16 protein-coding genes are annotated in these 19,513 nt (G+C 44.4%); 1 reads left to right on the forward strand and 15 read right to left on the reverse strand.

The features are described 5' to 3' along the window. Positions 1–55 precede the first annotated feature (55 nt). The 9 genes from K8S15_12600 to K8S15_12640 all read right to left on the reverse strand — a co-directional run bounded on the left by K8S15_12600 (position 56) and on the right by K8S15_12640 (position 14,312). Entirely contained in the window at positions 56–2,107 is a 2,052-nt protein-coding gene (locus K8S15_12600; GenBank protein ID MCD4776876.1) for a T9SS type A sorting domain-containing protein, read from the reverse strand. 3 nt (positions 2,108–2,110) lie between these two features. Then, positions 2,111–3,721, reverse strand: a complete 1,611-nt coding sequence (locus K8S15_12605; protein ID MCD4776877.1) for a right-handed parallel beta-helix repeat-containing protein — start codon at positions 3,719–3,721, stop codon at positions 2,111–2,113. Between the two features lie 295 nt (positions 3,722–4,016). Next, positions 4,017–5,213: an aminotransferase class V-fold PLP-dependent enzyme gene (locus tag K8S15_12610; GenBank protein ID MCD4776878.1), complete on the reverse strand. Its 1,197-nt coding sequence runs from the start codon at positions 5,211–5,213 to the stop codon at positions 4,017–4,019. An 11-nt stretch (positions 5,214–5,224) separates the two neighbouring features. Next, positions 5,225–5,689: a YbhB/YbcL family Raf kinase inhibitor-like protein gene (locus K8S15_12615; protein ID MCD4776879.1), complete on the reverse strand. Its 465-nt coding sequence runs from the start codon at positions 5,687–5,689 to the stop codon at positions 5,225–5,227. Between the two features lie 101 nt (positions 5,690–5,790). Continuing rightward, entirely contained in the window at positions 5,791–6,675 is an 885-nt protein-coding gene (locus tag K8S15_12620) for a cation diffusion facilitator family transporter (protein ID MCD4776880.1), read from the reverse strand. 7 nt (positions 6,676–6,682) lie between these two features. Beyond that, on the reverse strand, positions 6,683–9,907 hold the full coding sequence (locus tag K8S15_12625; protein ID MCD4776881.1) for a diguanylate cyclase: 3,225 nt from the start codon (positions 9,905–9,907) through the stop codon (positions 6,683–6,685). Positions 9,908–10,088: 181 nt separating this feature from the next. Next, positions 10,089–11,417 (reverse strand): M20/M25/M40 family metallo-hydrolase, encoded by a 1,329-nt coding sequence (locus tag K8S15_12630; protein ID MCD4776882.1) that lies wholly within the window; start codon positions 11,415–11,417, stop codon positions 10,089–10,091. Between the two features lie 173 nt (positions 11,418–11,590). Further along, positions 11,591–12,541: a hypothetical protein gene (locus K8S15_12635; GenBank protein MCD4776883.1), complete on the reverse strand. Its 951-nt coding sequence runs from the start codon at positions 12,539–12,541 to the stop codon at positions 11,591–11,593. Between the two features lie 67 nt (positions 12,542–12,608). Next, positions 12,609–14,312 (reverse strand): peptidyl-prolyl cis-trans isomerase, encoded by a 1,704-nt coding sequence (locus K8S15_12640; GenBank protein ID MCD4776884.1) that lies wholly within the window; start codon positions 14,310–14,312, stop codon positions 12,609–12,611. A gap of 101 nt (positions 14,313–14,413) precedes the next feature. On the opposite strand from K8S15_12640, the gene dacB reads away from it, so the two are divergent. Further along, the gene (gene dacB, locus K8S15_12645; protein ID MCD4776885.1) at positions 14,414–15,751 is read left to right on the forward strand and encodes a D-alanyl-D-alanine carboxypeptidase/D-alanyl-D-alanine-endopeptidase; all 1,338 of its coding nucleotides are present in this window, start codon (positions 14,414–14,416) and stop codon (positions 15,749–15,751) included. On the opposite strand, the gene K8S15_12650 is transcribed toward dacB, so the two are convergent. Genes K8S15_12650 through K8S15_12675 form a run of 6 tightly spaced genes read right to left on the reverse strand, consistent with a single transcriptional unit; the run spans position 15,745 to position 19,478 of the window. Beyond that, positions 15,745–16,467 carry a polyprenol monophosphomannose synthase gene (locus K8S15_12650; GenBank protein ID MCD4776886.1) on the reverse strand — a complete coding sequence of 241 codons (723 nt, stop codon included), beginning with the start codon at positions 16,465–16,467 and terminating at the stop codon, positions 15,745–15,747. The two genes, dacB and K8S15_12650, sit on opposite strands and share 7 nt — an antisense overlap. Further along, complete coding sequence (efp, locus tag K8S15_12655) at positions 16,458–17,021, reverse strand: elongation factor P (protein MCD4776887.1); 564 nt, start codon at positions 17,019–17,021, stop codon at positions 16,458–16,460. Before efp ends, K8S15_12650 begins: the two co-directional genes overlap by 10 nt. After that, positions 17,008–17,484, reverse strand: coding sequence for a 3-dehydroquinate dehydratase (locus tag K8S15_12660; GenBank protein MCD4776888.1), 477 nt, complete (start codon positions 17,482–17,484; stop codon positions 17,008–17,010). Before K8S15_12660 ends, efp begins: the two co-directional genes overlap by 14 nt. Then, a complete protein-coding gene (locus tag K8S15_12665; GenBank protein MCD4776889.1) occupies positions 17,481–18,170 on the reverse strand; it encodes a hypothetical protein in 690 nt (229 codons plus the stop codon). The genes K8S15_12660 and K8S15_12665 overlap by 4 nt, the downstream gene beginning before the upstream one ends. A 1-nt stretch (position 18,171) precedes the next feature. Next, entirely contained in the window at positions 18,172–19,116 is a 945-nt protein-coding gene (locus K8S15_12670) for a DUF4837 family protein (protein MCD4776890.1), read from the reverse strand. Continuing rightward, positions 19,113–19,478, reverse strand: coding sequence for a hypothetical protein (locus tag K8S15_12675; GenBank protein ID MCD4776891.1), 366 nt, complete (start codon positions 19,476–19,478; stop codon positions 19,113–19,115). Before K8S15_12675 ends, K8S15_12670 begins: the two co-directional genes overlap by 4 nt. Between the last annotated feature and the right edge of the window lie 35 nt (positions 19,479–19,513).

The raw sequence follows: 19,513 nt of genomic DNA on the forward strand, positions 1-19,513 counted from the left end.
TTCTGCATTTAGTGAAGCACCTCCTTTGTTGAGTTCTGCATAATTGCAGCCATTTTTATCGCATCAATACCATAGTCCCTGTTTCAACAAACTCATTGTTTGCTTTCAGCCGGTAGAAGTAAACGCCGCTGGAAAGATTACCAGCATCAAAATTGACTGAACGGCTGCCGGCTGTTTGGCTCTCATTCACTAAAGTTTGAACCGTTCTGCCTGAAATATCGTAAATGGCTAATGTAACATAACATGAGCCTGGGATGCAGTACGATATTCTCGTTGTGGAATTGAACGGATTTGGAGAGTTTTGATATAACCTGTACATCGATTGTATTCCACCGGATCGTTCATCAACACCGGTAAATAGATATTCGTAAGCACCTATATCCGGGGCAGAGCCCTGTGGAACATAGTTGCCATCAAAATCCTGGGTCAGACCTACATCCATTCCTGCATCAATTGCAGGGGAAATTGATTGGAGAGTGAAGTCATTACTTAATGGGTCAGTGAATAATGGATCCAGCTGAATGTTGTTTTCAATTACATCATCGTTGTTTCCATTCTCTCCATTGAATGTACTAACACTCATTGTCGAGCCCCTGTAATAAATAACGTTACTTACTCCAGATTTGTAAATTAAGTTATTCTGATAAGTATTTCCCTTTACTGTTTCATAACCCCAGTCAGTTATTCTGATTCCGTAATCTCCACCGAAATTGCAGATAATGTTATTTCTGATTAAGTTGTTTTCTTTAACGCCCCATCCCTCATTATCGAGTATAGTCAGCCCAATATCATCTGTATTAAATATAATATTATTATATACTATATTGTCATGACAAATCTGCCCCTCAGCCGCAAATATAGATATTCCTTGAGCTAAATAAGATTGTCCATAATTAGGATTATCAACCACATTAATAATTAGGTTATAATAAACTTCATTATTATTGCCATGTATTTGATTTCTAACTGTTGTATTCTGTATTAAGTTCATGTAGATTTTGTTATATGCGCACATGTCAGTAGTATTGCCTGCATCTGTGAAGAACCCTCTGTTGTAATTCGTGTTAGGAGAAGTCATTATATTTCCATACACTTCATTATTATTACATGTTTCTGTAGGATGCTCGAGATTTTCTACTCCAACACAAGCATGACCCCAATTAGATATTGTATTCCCATACACTATATTATAATTTGCGTTATGACCTATATAAATACCATCCTGTAAATGATATCCGTCAGCTCTTATATATGAATAATCCCAATTATTATAACCGGATTCTATCATGCAATTTTTAATCTCACAATAATTCACGGTGCTACTGTATCCTATTAAACGAATACCTTGATATCCAGAATACAATCCAACTGTACAGTTATCAATAATAACATGATCCAAATCCTCAAGTTCTATCGCTGCCGCTCCTCCCCTTACATCCATATTTTGTAAAACAACATAGCTTTCTGTGATGAATACGGTGGAAAAAGCAGCCAATCTCGCTCCTTCGACATTTGAGTATGCGATTGAAGGATTTATAGTCGCATAAACTTTGAGGATATCATTATCCCGGTCATACCACCATCGTTCGCTGGAATCTACACTTCCTTCATTTTCTGCTTCAATATATTCGGTTCCAGATAAAAATAATCGGTAAGGGTCGTTAGCCAAGTTGATAGACCAAACGTTACTGTCTTGAGTCCAATTTCCGGCAACGCTCCAGCCGGGTACTGAATCCCTGCCGCTTATTATTGGCTTATCTCCACTTCCATAAGCACCAAACGTTATCGGACTGCCGGAGGAGCCGGATGACGGTACAATAAGTGCCTCCAGCCAGATTTCCCCTCTCAGGAATAAAATATCATCCCCCGGACTGAAGCTGGAGGAGTTAACTTTACTGATCGTCTTCCATGCAGTTGCTTCTGATGTGCCATTGCTACTGTCATTTCCATTTGAAGCATCGACGTAATAGGTAGCCCCATATACTGGAATTGAAACAAAGACAACCAGAAGTAAGAGTCTGGATAATGCAATCCCTGACCTAAATAAATATTTCAAAAAGTCCAATCCTTCGCTTTCAGGTTGATTTGCATTGTTGTGTGAAGCCATTTTTTATCGCATCAATATCATAGTCCCTGTTTCAACAAACTCATTGCTTGCTTTCAGCCGGTAGAAGTAAACGCCGCTGGAAAGATTACCAGCATCAAAATTGACTGAACGGCTGCCGGCTGTTTGGCTCTCATTCACTAAAGTTTGAACCGTTCTGCCTGAAATATCGTAAATGGCTAATGTAACATAACATGAGCCTGGGATGCAGTACGATATTCTCGTTGTGGAATTGAACGGATTTGGAGAGTTTTGATATAACCTGTACATCGATTGTATTCCACCGGATCGTTCATCAACACCGGTCATTACGTATTCATAAGCTCCAATATCATATCCGTATCCTTGAGGTCGTGTATTTCCATCAAAGTCGAAGTTCGGCGCATCAACAGAAGAACCGCTGTTTATGGCAGGTGAACTTAACTGCAGATGAAAATCGGCTTCCGCTGAATTTACAAACACAGGATCTCCTGCTACACTGTCGCTGCCGAAAATCTCCCCCGGATATCCATGAAATCCATCAATTAAATTATGGTCTACAAATAAATTTTGTGGGGCATCTTCTATTACAATTTGAAATAACAGGTTTTGGCTGCAAATGTTGTTTCTTATGACGACGTTATCCGCATCCGAATTCATCACACTTATTCCGCCACCCCATTCATTCCCATTGTTGAAAAGGGTGTTGTTTATCACAAAAATGTCCTTCATTGGTTGTTGTGGTGCTAACGACCAATTAGCAATCCAGATGCCAACTTCCTCATTATCGTAAGCGATATTGTTATGGATTCTGACATTTTCAAGAAAACCGCCTGCCTCGGAAGCTACGGCAATACCGTGAGCACAATTATGTACAATGTTCTGATAAACATCGATGTTATAGGTATGTTTGTCCCATGCATCCACATAAATACCCAACCTGTTTATATCCATATCGTGAACATAGTTTTTGCAAATTAGCCCGTTTGAACTCCCTTCCTTTGCATCAATACCCTCGCCTCCATTAGTCCCGGGTCCTCCATGGTGAACATGATTGTTCATAACTTCAAAGGTATCGGTGTCGGCCACTGTAATACATTCCTGCAAACCATCATTACAGGCGAGTTCAACCTCATTGCCATCAATAATTATGTTGGAACAAATCCAGACACCAATGCCTGAGGAAACCGTATTACAGGTATAGTTATTCTCGATTATGATATGATCTGACTCCCATGTAATAATTCCAGTATCTGTGGAGTTAATTACTCTTAATCCTGAAACCTCGATATAGCTTTTACCTGTGATATCAAACATTCCATACCAATCCGGTAATGGTATTCCGGAACCATCAATTGTGACGGTATCGCCAGGATAGGCAAGATATGCGATGTAATTTTCGGGACTTCCTGAATTCTGTGGTTTAACCTGCTCATTGTAGATTCCCTCTTTGATGTACACCGTGTCACCTGCAATAATCGTATCAGCAGCTTTCTGGATTGTTAGCCACGGTAATGATTCTGTACCTGGATTGGTATCACTGGATTCAGGATGATCTTGATCGACATAGTAGGTTGTTGCCCAACTTAGACAGGGAATAAATAGAATGATAAAAATTGTTTTTGCAATGATTTGCATTATTCTCCTCCTACCGCAAGGAACTTGATTTTCCACTATCACAATCTTAATTACCGTCAGATTATACCTGCACCGGTATCGGTACGGCAAATGCCTTGTTAATTTCTTTCTGCCACCTGGTCAGCGGGAACAGTACGGCTGGGTGGATGGAACATCCGGAAGAAGACTGACAGGCTTTAATGCGATACGCCTGATATATTCTCCAAGAGATCAGTTTAGCGCATCCTTAGCGTAATCTATTGTAATGTATACAATTAGCTTCATAAGTTGAAGAAGAATGGTACGTCCCCGAGTGCTAAAGGTTAGAAAGGTAAGTCCGGCCTTGGAGGGAGGTGGCGAGGTATTCGTACTCGGCATCACCATTGTACAGCTGTGCTGATAACCGGAGGAATCTGCCCCTGGGATTATCCGTGAAGATAACCGGGATCTCGATTTGCTTCTCCTCTAACAGCCAGTTCTGCAGCGCGTCGATACCTTCGGGCGGAGGTAAAGCTGATGGTGGTTTGTAAGGAAGGATTACCGAGCCCATCGAGCCAAGCATATTGGCGGGACACGCAAGCTGAAGTCCAAGTTTTCTCGAGATCAACTCACTGGCCCGTACCACCTTCTCATGATTCTCCCTCATTATGCCGTTCCAGCCTTCAGGATGCAGCTTCTCCATATAATCGATAACGAAGGGAATTGTCATTCTTGGAGTAGGATCGATTGTTCCGTTCCAGAAAAACTCCGCCTGAAATCCGGATAAACCCGATTCAAAATCAGAGGCGAAATGGCTCATTACCGCAGGCCGGAAACCATTCTGCCTGTCCGGTCTCACGTAGAGCAAGGCTGCGGTTTTAGGGGCGCACATCCACTTATGGCAATTCCCTGTGTAATAGGCAGCGCCAAGTTCTTTAAGATTCAGCGGAAGCATGCCGGGGCCGTGCGCTCCGTCAACGAGCACATCTATTCCAAGTTCGTCCAGTTTTTGAATGAGTTTCTCGATTGGAAGTATCATACCCGTTTGACTGGAGACATGATCAACAAGTACAAGAACAGTTCTGCCGGTAACTCGTGATATGATTGAATCAATAATCTGATCCGGGCCGGACACAGGTACTTCGATAGGCACCTCTAGAACCCTTGCTTTATTTCTGTCAGCATAGAACTGAAGCGCGTTTCTGGATGCGAAATACTCCTGGCCTGTCGTTAAGAGTTCGTCTCCTGGATTCAGCCGCAGATTTGAAAGAACCGTATTCACACCTGTGGTCGCGTTGGGAACAAGCACTACGGAACCCGGAAACGCTCCTGTGAATGTCTCCAGTTTTCTAAGGATATCTGGAACCACAGGCATATACCGCCTCAGAATGAAATCCAGCGGCTGGCTTTCCAGTTCATAAAGTAGATCTTTTCTGTAATTACTGACTTCGGTAGGACAGGCTCCGAAAGAACCATGGTTCAGAAATACTGTATCGGGGCGGATACTCCACCGCGGCGCGAATGCGCTTCTCAGTCTTTCGGGTTTCAGCGTGGTGAATACCTTCCGGTAAGTTTTGCCACCTGGATAATATGATCCTTTATGGCGTCCTCCACGTCCTGGAAGGATGCTCCTCCGGGAAGATCCAACTTGCTATTCAGGGCGTAAAGGTTGAAGATCAGTTCCTGATCCTGGACATCGTCGTCAGGGCCCTCCCAGCCGACTCCCCCGAAGCTGTTCACACCCTGCAGAGTACCATCATGCGAAACGTTACTGTGCGGACGTTTACCATAGATCGTATTAGCTTTAGGAGGTATGTTGTACATCACCCAGTGGCAGTACACCTTTCCAGTGGAGGAATCCGTGCATGTAACTATCAGGGAAAGGCTACTGGTTCCCTTCGGAGGTTCCGTCCAACCGATAGGAGGAGATGCATCACCTTTATTCCTGGAGTACCAGGGCGGTAAATATCCGTTATCTTTGAAAGCACTGCTTACAATCTTGAAACCCATCATCGCCTCCCTCTAATAAAACCTTTATTAATTATATAGTTCCGTGAGAATGACGCAAGGGCTATGAAAATAAACCCTCTGTTCAGCTGGAATGCCAGCATCTAATCGGGTTCAAGCCTCACCATGACGTCTATAACACCCGGTCCAATGTTATACAAATTCCACTCAACTTTCTTGAGTATGGAAAACGCTTCCGCAAGGGGCATTTGACCATCAACCACGATATGCATGTCTGCCTGGATGCCCTCACCCTGATACCTTGTTCTCAAATTGTGAACATCCTTCACACCGGGCACAGATAAAGCGATTCTTCTCAATTCGTTAATTATCTCCGGAGGAGCTGCCGTGTCCGTCAGCTGCCAAAGAACAGGTCGAATGATACCGATTCCGAGTTTTAAAATAAATATCGATACGATGGCTCCTCCGATACCGTCCAGAACGATAAGTGAACTGTTAAGTCTTGCCGTGAGCACGACTATTGCTACCGGTATCGAGCTGATAGCATCGGACCGCTGATGCATCGCGTTGGCTGCCAGGGCCGGGGATTTAAGTTTTCTGCCGGTTTTTAAAGTCCACCGTGAGAGAATTCCTTTCGATAGGATTGCCATCACCGCCACGGCAAAGGCGGGCCATCCTGGTGGGTTCTCGGCGGGGTTCATAATGGCGCAGAACGATTGCCACGCGATGTAAAGACCCGTAAGGATTATAAAACCTCCGATAAACCCCGAGACTATGGTTTCTATCCTTGCATGGCCATGAGGATGGTTCGCGTCGGATGGTTTAGTCCAATACTTCGCTCCAATAATTATTGTCACATCTGTAACACAATCGGAAAGGCTGTGCACACCATCTGCTATCAGGGCATGACTGTTGCTTAGAATGCCTCCCGCAAGCTTGGAGCAGGACAGAAATACGTTAAGTATCAGCCCTGCCACAGTAATCCTTCTGGTTCTTCTGAGAATTTCGTTTCCCCCGGATTCGTTCATTCGGTTCTCATGCTCCTTTTTCTTTCTCCAACCTGACTTTTTCAATCCATATCTGTGAGTTGAGTCTATCGAATATCTTCTGAGCAATGTGCAGATTTTTCATCGCTTTGGCTTCATCCCCGGATTCCCTGTACATTAATCCCTGATAGTAATGAACCTGGCCAATATTCAATTGTCTGTTAATATCTTTAAAGATCGATAATGATTTATCAAAAGATATCACAGCTTTATTCCATTTTTTCTCCTTTGTGCACAAACGACCGGACAGACAGTGTGCTGTGGCTTCTATTTTCCTGGAATCAATCGTATCGATCAGGTGAAAAACCTTATCGAGTGTTTTTCCGGTCATTATCAGGTCATTTTTTTCAAGGTAAAGCGATATAAAGCTTAGAAGTACTTCAGCAAGCAGAGGTTTTGATTTGATCGTCAGGGCAACTGAATGAGCTTCTTCATAGTGCTCTTCAGCGGTGGAAAACACTCCTTCTTCGAGGTACGAATCTCCAATGCCGATAAGGCTTTCCGTCTCTGTCTGACGATCGTCAATCTCCCGTGAGATCTGTAATGCATGTGAACAGTATTCAAGAGACCTGGAATAATCACCAAGGTAACAGTAAAGAATTCCAATGTTGTTGCGAGTCATCGCCTCGACTTTACGAGTACCGGTTTCAATCGAAATATTCATTGAGGTCTCATAGTATTCTATTGCCTTGGCATATTCTCCGGATAGTACACTCAGGATTCCAATATTATTAAGAGTACTCGCTTCAAGCTTCCTTGCACCCATTTCAGCTGATAACTTCAAAGATCTCAGATAGGATTCCTTTGCTTTTGTACTATCACCAAGGTCTCCATATATGAGACCGATATTGCTGAGCGCTCGTGCTTCGGTTTCGATATCATTGAGTGTTTCTGTGATCTCCAGTGAACGAAGGTAGTATTTCAATGCTTTTGAATACTCGCCAAGATTCCAGAAAATAATACTCTGATTTCCAAGAATCATTGCTTGGTACTTCTTATTCTCTGTCTTTTCGGCAATCACTAATGAATTCTGATACAATTCCAGAGCGTTTTTGAATTCACCAAGATACCAGTTGGCGATTCCTATACAATTAAGACCTCCTATCTCTCCCTGCTCGTCATTCATTTCCCTGTAGATATTCAGAGCTTTCTCTGCCATTTCAATAGTATCATCGTAGTGTGACAGCCCAAAGAACACTCTGCACAAATCAATAAGACAATCAGCTTCCAGTTTCTTCTCCCCGAGTACCCGCGAATTCTTAACAGCTTCTCTCAGATCCTCGATTGCCATCTCATTATCACCGACCAGATCAAGAACTGACGCTCTTTTTTTCAGAACTTCAATTTGCCTTAGTTCCCGGCCCTCCATCTCGTTCTCTTTCAGACATTCCAGCACTCTGCTGTAGAACTTTATAGCGTCTCGATTCGCATAAGCGTTTTTTGCCCTGTCCGCAGCAATCGTGCCATATTCTATTACTTTATCATTATAATTGCATATATAATAATGATGTACCAATTCTTCTACCACATTATCAACATGCTCTGCATTAAGGGAAAGTAATGCTTCTCCGACTATCTGATGATAACGCTTTGTCTTGATTTTGTGTATTTGCTGATAAATAGTCTCTCTTATTACATCTTCTGAAAAGCAGTATCTCTCACTTTCCTTCTCCTTCAATAATCTCATACTTAAAATCTCATCCATCAGATCAAAAAGCTGCCCTTCATTCATTCCGGTTACTTCGCGCAGTAAGGAAAAATCGAACTCCCTGCCGATTACCGCGGCATACTCAAGCATTTCACGTGACTGACTGCTCATCATACCCATTTTCCTGTTGATCACACCCTTGATCAGATGGGAAATGACGATGTTTTTGTCCTCGATGAATGAAAGCTCTGTCTCGGTACTGATGAACGCGTCATTAGATTCCATGGACTTCATCAGCTCCTCGATAAAAAATGGATTGCCGCCTGTTTCCCTGTAGATAAAAGCATTGAGTTCGGGTGATGGGGGAATGCCTACAATAAGCGATATCATCTGTGCGACTTCGAAGGGTTCCAGGGGCTCAAGTTCGATCCAGTCATACAGTTTTTCACGATCCATCGACTGCATTATACTCATGAATAATCTAGACTTTGCCTCTTCAACACGGTATATAAAAAAGAAAAAAACAGGGATTTCTTTCAACGCTCTAACCAGGTAGTTAAAAAGCTCCAGCGAACTGTCATCCGCCCAGTGGATATTATCAAGACATATTATCAAAGGTGATCTTGAAGCCTGCAGTTCCATGAATCTGCGTATTCCTTCAAAAAGTCTGAACTTGTCAAGCATGAATACACTTCTGTCCAGTTCCGAGAGTTCATCAGATAACTCCGGCACGATTTTCGTCAGCTCTATCAGAAATGCCTGGGGAATTCCTGCAATACTCTCTCTGCCTTCTTTGATAAAAACACTCCGGACGATCTCCCTGAAAGGATAGTATGGAATGGATCTTGTCGTTGCGGAAAGATTGCTTTCCAGAAACGCGATGTCTTTGTTCTCTGACTTTTTTGTTACTTCATGAACCAATCGTGTTTTCCCGACACCTATTTCCCCACTGATGCAGACAGCTCTCATGTTACCATCAGCAGTGCGGTTGATAACATCGTTGATTCTGCCAATCTCCTTTTCCCGGCCAACTAATTCCACTGTAGGAGTAATTACGCTCCTGTCTTCCTTCCTGAAACTGCCAATCCGGTTTCTTCCGTGTCTTTTCGCGCTATAGAGACGTCGGTCAGCAGCATTAAAAATTGACATCCAGTCATGTCCGTCTATTGGAAATGATGCGATGCCAATACTGCAGGTCAGCCTTATCTCTGAAAACTCTCTGGAATGGCACTGCTCAAGAACACGGGATGAGATTCTGGCAGCCTGCTTGTATCTGGTGTTCGGTAGTATGAAAACAAACTCGTCTCCACCATATCGGTAAACGATATCGTCTTTCCTCAAAAGATCCCTGAGAAAAGCGGCATATTCTATTAGAACCGCGTCTCCCATGGAATGACCGTACGTATCGTTGATGTTCTTGAAATTATCAAGGTCGATAATGACCACTGAAAGAAAACGTTTTTTCAGACCCGTTTTCCGTATTTGCTCAAAAACGGTTCTATTCAAATAACGGCGGTTGTACAAACCGCTGAGATCATCGATATACTCCATACCGATATTGTTCATCTTAGACCCCATGTTATCATTAGTTGCAATCCTCATTAACTATACTGTATATCAATTCAACAGGAAAGCAATACGATAATCAATCGGAATGGACCGTCCTCCGTATCGTCACTTCAGTCAGAAGATCACAGATACTAGATATTCGGGTGGTCAAGGTAATAGCGGTGGGAAAGTGAATTTCCTATTGGCATACGCTTCTTATATAACCCGCGTAGAAACTGACAGCATTAAAATAATCCTTCACTTTTATGGATTCTCCGGCGGAGTGCAGGGCTCCAATGCCCCTTGTTCCAAGATGAACCGGCTCGAACCTGTACACGTTATCCGTTATGCCGCAGTAATGTCTTGAATCGGTCGCTGCGGGAAAAATGCCCGGCACAACGGGGGTATCCGGCCAGATTTTCCTGGAAATCGCGCTTATGGCTCTGAATTCCTCCGTATCTATTGAAGATATAGCGGAGGGTTCGTGAATCTGATTCGCATCATCGTACCTTGCATCCACTCCAAATGGTTCCGCTATCGCCAGAACATGATTCATGATATCACGCGAATGATCACCTGGTACCGCCCTGAAATTCACGAGGGCATACGGTTCCGCCGGAATGATGTTCTCCTTGCTGCTGCCCCGAATCATTGTAATAGCTGTGGTAGTCCTTATAAGGGCGTTCCCGGAAGACCATCTTTCAATAATAGTCGTCATCTCTTCAGGAGTTGGTACGTAATTACCGCTGACCAGGGATTCCCTGAGCATGCCGGAAGTCGACTGCAGCATCATCTCCACAGGGCTGCAGAGCTTCGGTGGCATCTGATTCCTCTCGAGCGCTGCGAGGCACCCGCAAAGACTGCCGGCCGCAGTGCGAAGCTCAGGTACCGAAGCGTGTCCCTGAACTCCTGATGCTGTCAACCTGATTGTAAGGTATCCCTTCTCCGCAAGACCGATGACGGCTACATCCTTTTCCAGCCATGGGTAACTGTAGATATACCCGCCTTCGTCCAGTACAGAACTCAGGAAAACACCTCTATCCTTGAGAATTCTCACGATTTCGGAAGCACCGTTAACTCCGCCGATCTCCTCGTCATGCCCGAAAGCAAGAATAATGGTGCGACCGGGGTTCAATCCCATTTCAAGGATATCCTCGCAAGCTTGAAGCATGGCGGAAACACCAGCTTTGTAATCGATACTTCCCCTTCCCCATATTCTTCCATCCCTGATATTGCCCGAAAAGGGTGGTTCCAGCCACAGTTCACCATCCTCAGCCGGAACTACATCCAGATGAGCGGTAAGCATAAAGGGTTTCAGCGATTGATCCGCTCCATGAAGTGTATAGAGAAGACTTCCGTCGCTGACGGTTTCTCTTTTAAAACGCCTGTGCACCAGTGGGAAGGTTCTTTTCAGGTATTCAGCGATTTCCCTGAAGGGCTTCATGTCAAAAACCTCTCCAGGCTGACGGGATATGGTTCTGAATCGAAGTATTTCGGAGAATATCTCCAGTTTTCGCTTATCGGTCATTTAATACCTTTCCGGAAATCCCGCATCAAGATTGCATCTTCCCGCCGGAACAGTCGAGCCTGGTCAATGAACGATTATGTGCCACAGGGTCTTTACTCGGTTATATACAGATTCGACCAGTAGGATTCATCAGTGAAACCAGTGCTGATCCGCTGAACTGAAGAAAGTAAGAATTAATCCGTAAGGGCAAAAACGCTTACGGAAAATCCTTCGTAGCCAAGGCTGTCAATGGCCATTGGCGTAATCCGTCTCATGATATCGACAGCATCACCAAGACTGTACGCATTGTAATCGAACAGGGCAGCAACCTGAATCCTGCGTCCTTCGTAATCCTTATTCTCCAGCCTTCTGGATACTGTTAGAATCAGGTTATTCAACTGGCTTTCAGTAAATTCGGGTGTATCAACAGCCATGTCGTACTGCACATTGAATTCCTCTACTCTGCCCCTCATCATCTCCGGAGTGAAGTAGAGTTTTACAAGAACTGGACCGGTAACAGTGTCTACATTGGAAACCTCGAGCTTGATAAGAGAAGCAGATATGAATTCGGTTTCGGTGCTGTCGGTCCAGACACAGATTCTGTCGATTTTAAGAGGGTTGAACTCCCGTTGACTGATTTTCTGCACTATGAAAGAAGCTGCGGGTCTCAGAGGAACTGACCAGTTTCCCAGAAATGATACTGTGGAACCCTCGGGGATGAGTGTCATGTCAACATTTGACCTTGGCAGGGCTCTTGAAGCGCTGTCGTTCATGACGTAGACAATATCAGAGGCAATTAGCGCAGCAATGGAATCTATCGGGTTTTCCGCAATTACTTGCTCAAAACCCTCCCTCTCTGGAAGCTCTGGTGTATACTCGGACCTCTCGAATACATTCGTGATTACAAATGCAGCTGCACAGCCCACAATAGCAATCAGAATACCTATCGCCGGAACGTTTCCTCTTGGAGGAGGAATTCTGAATTCGCTCCGCTCCTTGTAATTCACAGGATTCTTGAGTTTTTTCTGAATAGCACTGCGCTTGGATTTCATACCATCGTTCTGCGTTGAAAGTTCAAAACCGCAGTTCTCACACTTACCTTTAGTACGTCCATTGTTATCATGACCGCAGCATCTACATATCATTGATACACCTCCAGAAACATAAAGAAAATGTCTTGAAGCCCGCTTTGCTCAATATTCAGCCGTTCATTTAAAGCTGATTAATAAATGATGAATCAGCATAAACGAATCTATTAATAAATCCAGCATCTATTTCTATATGATATACAGAACTGAGGCTGTCTACAAGTGCGCAAATTATTTCTTCTTCTTCAGAAGCATGGAATATTTCTGTAAGCTGACTCCGTGATTCTTCAAATGTCGCATTATGTTCAGGATTGATTTCAATCACTTCGAACACCAGAACTCGATCAGAAGCAGTAGAACAGATGACTGTTTCATTCATCTCTGCGCTGAATAGCATCTCATTGTATGGAGACGGAATATCGGACGCTGTCATGGGCGTGGTTATCAGCAACTCCCCTGGAGCAAGGATCCTCTGTACTTTTGTAAGATCTTCTGCAATCGAATAAGGGTCGCCGCCGGCCTCCATAACATTCTGAAGTAAATCCATCTGTTCTTCTCCAACAGCACCTATCGTCCTGAATGTTCTCTCTTCTGGAATAATGAGCGAATCCTGTTCGATTTCGTAGATATCCCTCAGTTCATTCTCGGTTGGAACAATCATCGGCTCTATGACCTTATCGTAATAGATATCAAGTACTTGATTATCAATACGCTTATCGATAAATGAAACCAGCTCAGGCAGCGTATCCATTTCGAGTTTTTTCGCTTCCATAGCCAAAATATCGTATGTACCAAGAAGCCGGCTGTATTCCCTTATCCAATCAGGATCATCAAGCACAATGTCGGACATGTGAGGAAGGTTCTTTATATTTTCAACGAAAGCGTACAGAGTTCTTTCTCCGCCTGTGAATGTATACGCGACCATATCTTCCTGATCGGAAGTAAATGGTTCGAATTCGTGACCGTTCCCGGTATAGTGATCAGCAATGAGTTCAGGAATTCCCTCTGACGTCCGGAGGTTGTTAACCGTTACAAGACTGTCAAATAATTGAGCCTTGTATGCCATTCTCATTCTGCCGAGTATTCTATTGCTGATCTGCTCCCTGATCTCTTCGATGTCAGGTACAGAGTCCTGATAGACACTGTCTATCCTGACAAATCTCAAACCGGAACGGGATGAATCAATTGAGGACAACTCGCCTATTTCCAGTCCGTCAAGATGCGGATAGTCCCATGCGTGTGTTTCCATAAAATCAACAGGTCCGATAACACCTCTGGTGGATTTCTCAGGGAAAATGGTAGTATACTCCTCAGCAAGATCGCCCATGTTCTCCCCGTCGATAACAAGCTGTCTCAGGCTGTCGCAGAAAGCTCTATCAGGTACCGTAATCGCACTGTATATCAGCATTGTACCCATTTGTGAATAGTATTCTTCAACGGTATCCTGAGGTAATTCCACCTTTTCATTAAGAATCAATTCTATCCATGCACTCTGAAGCTGTTCCCTTTCCCTCTCGTAAGAAAACAGTTCCATTTCGCGAGTAGAATCGAAACCTCTTTGATGGGCATCCTGCAGAATCAGCAATCTGTTAATAAGCGCACTCATCTTCATATCTACCAACAGCGAATCGCCGTTGAACTGTTCAAGTGCCGGAGTCAGAGCGGCACCTTTAACTGTCCTGTCGCCTACTGTGACTACAACGATGTCATCGTATTCCGTGGCTATACCATTTAAATTATCAGCTTCGTCAGCGGTACTGTTTTCCGATTCTCTACCGCAACCGAAGATAAACAACAATATTGAAATGACTGTTAAACAACGAAACATTGAAACCTCCAACAATTCTTTACTTTTTTCGTTCACTGATCAATTATATTGTGGTAATCTAAATGTTGTTCCCAAAAATATCAAGTCAACCGGAGGTCCAATTGAGTTATTTCTTTCACTTAGTGCTGCTTCTGTCTTTATCACTTAACATGCCGACAATCCCATCATCCTGGCGAGCCGGTGTTTATGCGGAAGACGCGGATACAGGCGAAATACTCTACAATTTCGGTGGCGAATCCTATTTCAGACCGGCTTCCACGGTTAAATTACTGACAACCCTGGTGGCTATGAAAGAACTTGGACCTTCCTATGTGTACGAAACCAGGATAATGGCCGATACTGCGGACAACAATCTTTTCATAGTTGGAGCGGGTGCACCTCTCCTCAGTGCGGAACATATCAGGATTGTTGCTCTCGAAACTGCGGCATTCCTTGATCCTGATTCCTCCTGGGATCTGTTCTGGGACACAACAAGATTTACCAGCGAATCACACAACCCCGGCTGGGATACCTCCGACTGGAGTAGGATGTACTGTCCTCCGATTGAAGGTCTTTCTGTGGGAGATAATATCCTGCAGCTTATTATCTCCACAAGAGGTGATACAATGAGAGTCTTTTACTATCCTCCGCTGCCTGGTCTGGAAATAGAGAATAATCTTGTTACAGGCACCAGAGAATCTGTAAGAGCAAATGTGGAAGGCTGGACGGAGAACAGACCGTTGATAATACTGGAAGGAATGATACCCCCGGACACCCAGCTTGTTCTTTACAAACCCTTTGCAGGACCTCCAGCTGAATTCGCGGGAATGCTTGCCGTAGAACTGGAGGCTGCCGGTCTTAATATCAATCAGGTAATGCAGAGAAAAACACCTGATTCAGCTTCACTGGTTCAGACCTCTGTAATATTCTCCGACCCTATGTTCGTTCTCCTGACCTCAATGAATAAGTGGAGCAGGAATATGGTAGCCGAGATGGTTCTTAGAACTGCCAGCCTTGAAACAGGATCCAACCCGGCCTCAACCGGAGCAGGCTGTGATGTAACAGGTCAGCTGCTGAGGGATATTGTCCCCTCACTTACAGGATTTCAGATTGCGGATGGTTCGGGTCTTTCCAGGTTCAACAGCCTGACGCCGATACATCTGGCAAGAATCCTCTCAGAAGGAATCAGTTCAGCGGAATGGGGAGTGGAGTTCCTTGCCACATTACCTGTAAACGGTGTTGATGGAACGCTGAGATCAAGAATGGCTGATCTGCCTCCTGGAGCCTTTCGAGGAAAAACCGGAACTTTAAATGATACGTCAGCGATAGCGGGGCTGCTTACTTCCTCCTCGGGCAGAAGAATAGTACTTGTGATAATGTTTGAGGTGCCCAGAGGTCAAACCTGGACAGCAAGAGGACTGCAGGACAACATGGTATCATGGTTCTGGGAAAACTACTGATGGAAAAGAGAATTTATCCGGAGCCGGAGTGGAGTGAAGAGGGATTCAAAAAATATACGCATCGAAACCTTTGAATCACCCCTTTTCCTTTCTACGAAAACGATTGGCACTTCACCGATATCTGTACCTTTTTTCCAGACATCGTAAAGGGTTTCCACCAGAAAGGCGTATCCGGAGGATTTGATCTCAGAGGATAGAAGGATCGGAAGCACTTCAGAGCGAAAACCTCTGAAGCCGCTTGTACTGTCACTGAAGGGCATTCCTGTCAATAATTTGATGTACCTGTTCGCAGCATAACTGAGATTCAGTCTAACGATGGACCAGTTCAGCACACTGACGCCTTTCAAATATCTTGAACCCACTACAAAAGCATGACCATCAAGCGCGTTGTCAATCATCTCAAGGTGAAGCGGCTGATGGGACAGATCGGCATCCATCATGAATATTCTGTCCCAGCGGCCCGATTCAAAGACTTCTTTGTAAGCTTCTTTGTATGCCTGTCCTAGGCCCTCCTTGGCTTCCCTTTCCAGCAAATGCACCTCAGGATCTTTTTTAATCAGTTTCTGAATCTCTTCGACCGTTCCGTCCGGGGAACTGTCGTCTATGAACATCAGATCAAAATCGCACACTTCGCGAATGCTGTCGTAAAGAGGTTGAATATTCTGTACTTCGTTATAAGTGGGAATAAGTATAATCCGACGGTGTTTCAGGATGATACTCTTTCAATGTAGCTGTCATTCCTCGTATCGATTTTTAGCACATCTTTTTCCTGAATGAACAACGGTACCTGAACCTTCAGACCGGTCTGCAGAATTGCGGGTTTCGTACCACCGCTTGCAGTATCCCCTCTAAGCCCGGGGTCGGTTTCTACTACTTCAAGCTCCACAGTATCCGGAGGTTCAAGCATTATCGGTTTGTCATCGACAAACGCTATCTTAACTTCACTGTTCTCAACAAGGTAATTGGATGCGTCTCCGATCAGGTCGAAATCAAGGTGTATCTGCTCGAAAGTATCGGGATTCATAACGACGAATTCAATATCGGTCATATAGAGCAGTTCCCATATCCTGTGTTCCACTCTGACTTCAGTAACTTTCTCGCCCGCCCTCCAGGTGCGGTCAAGAACCTTGCCTGAGAGTATCTCCTTCATTTTCGATCTAACGAATGCGGCCCCTTTTCCGGGGTTAACATGCTGAAATTCTACAATCTGGCATAACACTCCATCAATATCAATAACCATGCCACGCCTGAAATCATTACTTGTGGGCACTGATGCTACCTCCGTTTTTCTGATCAATTAATTCGTACAGGATTTCCAAGGCATGAATGTAGCCTTTTATTCCAGCTCCCGCAATGAATGCATCCGCGGCTTTTGCGGTTACAAATTCGCTCCTGAAGGATTCCCTTGCAAACACACGGCTTATATGCACTTCTACAACAGGACCGTCAAACGCGGTCAGGGCATCCATTATAGCTATTGAATAATGCGAGTATGCCGCCGGGTTTATAACGATACCGATTGAACTGCCCGAAGCGCTGTTAATAGCTTTGACAAGCTCCCCTTCAACGTCCGACTGAATGAAGTCTGCCTTATAACCATCACTGGATGCTTTTTTTTCGATCATTACCGCAAGCTCATTCTGTGAAGTGGTTCCGTAGTGTTCAGTTTCACGATTGCCAAGCTGTGAAAGGTTAGGACCGTTGATGATTGTGATGATGCGGGAACTTCTCATTCAAACTCTTCATCGTAGGGTTTCAGTTGAAGCTCCTGCTTCTCTTCATCTGAGAAGAATCCGAGCAGGCTTCCCGGTGAGGTTCTTCCAACCGTCGGTTCCTCTTCGATCGGATATCCGCTGGATTCCGTTTTCCCCGATTCGGGAACTGCTCCGGTAGCAATGCCCTGAGATTCAAGAACTTTACTCATTCTGTCCGTCTGGGGAAATACTTCATTATCAGAATCGAATTCCTCTTTCTCAACATCAAGGGATATCTTGTTAGATGAATTCTTCCTGGATCTTGCTTCTTCCAGCCTGTCTCTTGCCTCATCATCTCCCGGCTGCTCGAAGAGATACTCTTCAAAATAGTGTACAGCTTTACTCCAGTATTCCTTCAGGAAGTGTATCTCGGCCAGGTTTTTGAGTGCTACAAGGTTCTGTGGTTGTGTAGAATTCACTTTTTCGAATATATCCATCGCCTTCTCGAGAAGGCCAGAATCTTTATAACACCTGCCAAGAACCACTGAAATTGAAATATTATTTTTCCATCTGGTAAGACCGGTACTCGCGATTTCCCGCGATTCATCAAGCCTGCCGGTTCTGCGAAGAAGATCTGAGAACCTGGCACATAGTATCGGTGAAGGATTACTGATCCAATCATTTCTAACTTCTTCCAGTTCCTGTCTGGATATGTTATCTGCCATTTTATTCCCCCGGTATGAATGTATTCAAAATGATCCATCCCTCTCGAATATACGGTTCTTTCTCCCGGTGTTCGTGAAATACTTCCATATCGAGGAGATACCTTCTACCGTTATCCCTTATAACATAACTTGTGAACGCGCCCGCGTTCAGGTGATCTGGATTTCTCCACATGCCAAGGAGCCTCCATCCCTGAAGACCTCTCAGTTCCAGAGGTTGAACTTCCACAGACGATCTGTCAACTGAATCAGCGGCTGAATCGTAAAAATAGTTCCTGGAAACCGCCTCTCTCCATAGTATCGCCTGATCGGGAGAAAGCACAACGGAATCGTCTATCCACCTGACGCTCAACAGTAAATGACATTTATCGGATACTCTGCGCTGATACTGAATGAATCCGGCTTCAGAGTCCCAGTCTGCAAGATGGTACGATTTGGGTATATCCAGGCTGAAACCGAGTGCAAGAAGGCTATCTATCCTCTCCGGGCTGCTCATCTGAGTTGACACGAAACTGCCGTAAATGTAAGAGGACAGATGAGAATCGTAGATCTGTTCAAGCAGGTTTGAAAGAGCACCTGTATTGGTGAATCCCGGCAGTACTATACCCAGAACAATCTGGTCATCCGCCCATACATTGTCACCGCGATAGATACCTTCTGATTCCCGGAGTTCTTCCGGAAGCTGAAGACTGTCTTCAGTGACAAACAATACCGTCCTTCTGGTTTTCAGATCATCTCTGAAATCTTCAATTGAACACACAGAGAAATCAAAAACATTTTCGGTATCAACCGTTTTTACATGAATCTGGATTTCATCCAGGAGTTCGTTCACATTCCGCATTTCAATGGAGGGTTCGTAAACCACCAGAACTCCTTTTACAGGACCGGTTGAAGGCCCGGCACAGGCTGCCAGCAGCAGAAAAGCAGTAAGGAAAATGTAATGCTTCATTTGTTCTTCTTCTTCCTGGCGGAGAACAGAGGTACGATATAGCGTGCAAGAGACATCGCCGCAGGCAGATAGCGTACTGCGCCGTCGAGCACAGGTGATGATCCTGTTTTGCCGTTTATTCTGTTCAGAAGAGCGGTTGTAGCATTCGCCGTTATTCCTATATCCTCTCCGGTTTTTTCTATTTCCTGTACTGCCGAGGATATGCGGGGAGTCAACTCTTCTATTTCTCTGCCGAGTGACGAAAGTGTTCTCTCCATCTTGCTTAGAGTCCTGTGCATTTTCAATACTATCGAAATGAAGAAACCCAAACCGATGAACAGGCCTGCTGCGCCAACAAGTTGTATTACAAATAATCCTTCCATCGGATACTCCTAATCATGACTATCTCGGAAACACT

This window comes from Candidatus Aegiribacteria sp. (assembly GCA_021108005.1).
Classification (GTDB): Bacteria; Fermentibacterota; Fermentibacteria; order Fermentibacterales; family JCC-6; genus Aegiribacteria.

What these genes read in the sequence shown, in the direction of transcription:
- K8S15_12665 (MCD4776889.1), bottom strand. Translation starts at nt 18,170, where the DNA reads ATGGCAGATAACATATCCAGACAGGAACTGGAAGAAGTTAGAAATGAT.
- K8S15_12635 (MCD4776883.1), bottom strand. Translation starts at nt 12,541, where the DNA reads ATGATATGTAGATGCTGCGGTCATGATAACAATGGACGTACTAAAGGT.
- K8S15_12660 (MCD4776888.1), bottom strand. Translation starts at nt 17,484, where the DNA reads ATGAGAAGTTCCCGCATCATCACAATCATCAACGGTCCTAACCTTTCA.
- K8S15_12630 (MCD4776882.1), bottom strand. Translation starts at nt 11,417, where the DNA reads ATGACCGATAAGCGAAAACTGGAGATATTCTCCGAAATACTTCGATTC.
- K8S15_12625 (MCD4776881.1), bottom strand. Translation starts at nt 9,907, where the DNA reads ATGAACAATATCGGTATGGAGTATATCGATGATCTCAGCGGTTTGTAC.
- K8S15_12605 (MCD4776877.1), bottom strand. Translation starts at nt 3,721, where the DNA reads ATGCAAATCATTGCAAAAACAATTTTTATCATTCTATTTATTCCCTGT.
- K8S15_12670 (MCD4776890.1), bottom strand. Translation starts at nt 19,116, where the DNA reads ATGAAGCATTACATTTTCCTTACTGCTTTTCTGCTGCTGGCAGCCTGT.
- K8S15_12675 (MCD4776891.1), bottom strand. Translation starts at nt 19,478, where the DNA reads ATGGAAGGATTATTTGTAATACAACTTGTTGGCGCAGCAGGCCTGTTC.
- K8S15_12600 (MCD4776876.1), bottom strand. Translation starts at nt 2,107, where the DNA reads ATGGCTTCACACAACAATGCAAATCAACCTGAAAGCGAAGGATTGGAC.
- K8S15_12640 (MCD4776884.1), bottom strand. Translation starts at nt 14,312, where the DNA reads ATGTTTCGTTGTTTAACAGTCATTTCAATATTGTTGTTTATCTTCGGT.
- K8S15_12620 (MCD4776880.1), bottom strand. Translation starts at nt 6,675, where the DNA reads ATGAACGAATCCGGGGGAAACGAAATTCTCAGAAGAACCAGAAGGATT.
- K8S15_12615 (MCD4776879.1), bottom strand. Translation starts at nt 5,689, where the DNA reads ATGGGTTTCAAGATTGTAAGCAGTGCTTTCAAAGATAACGGATATTTA.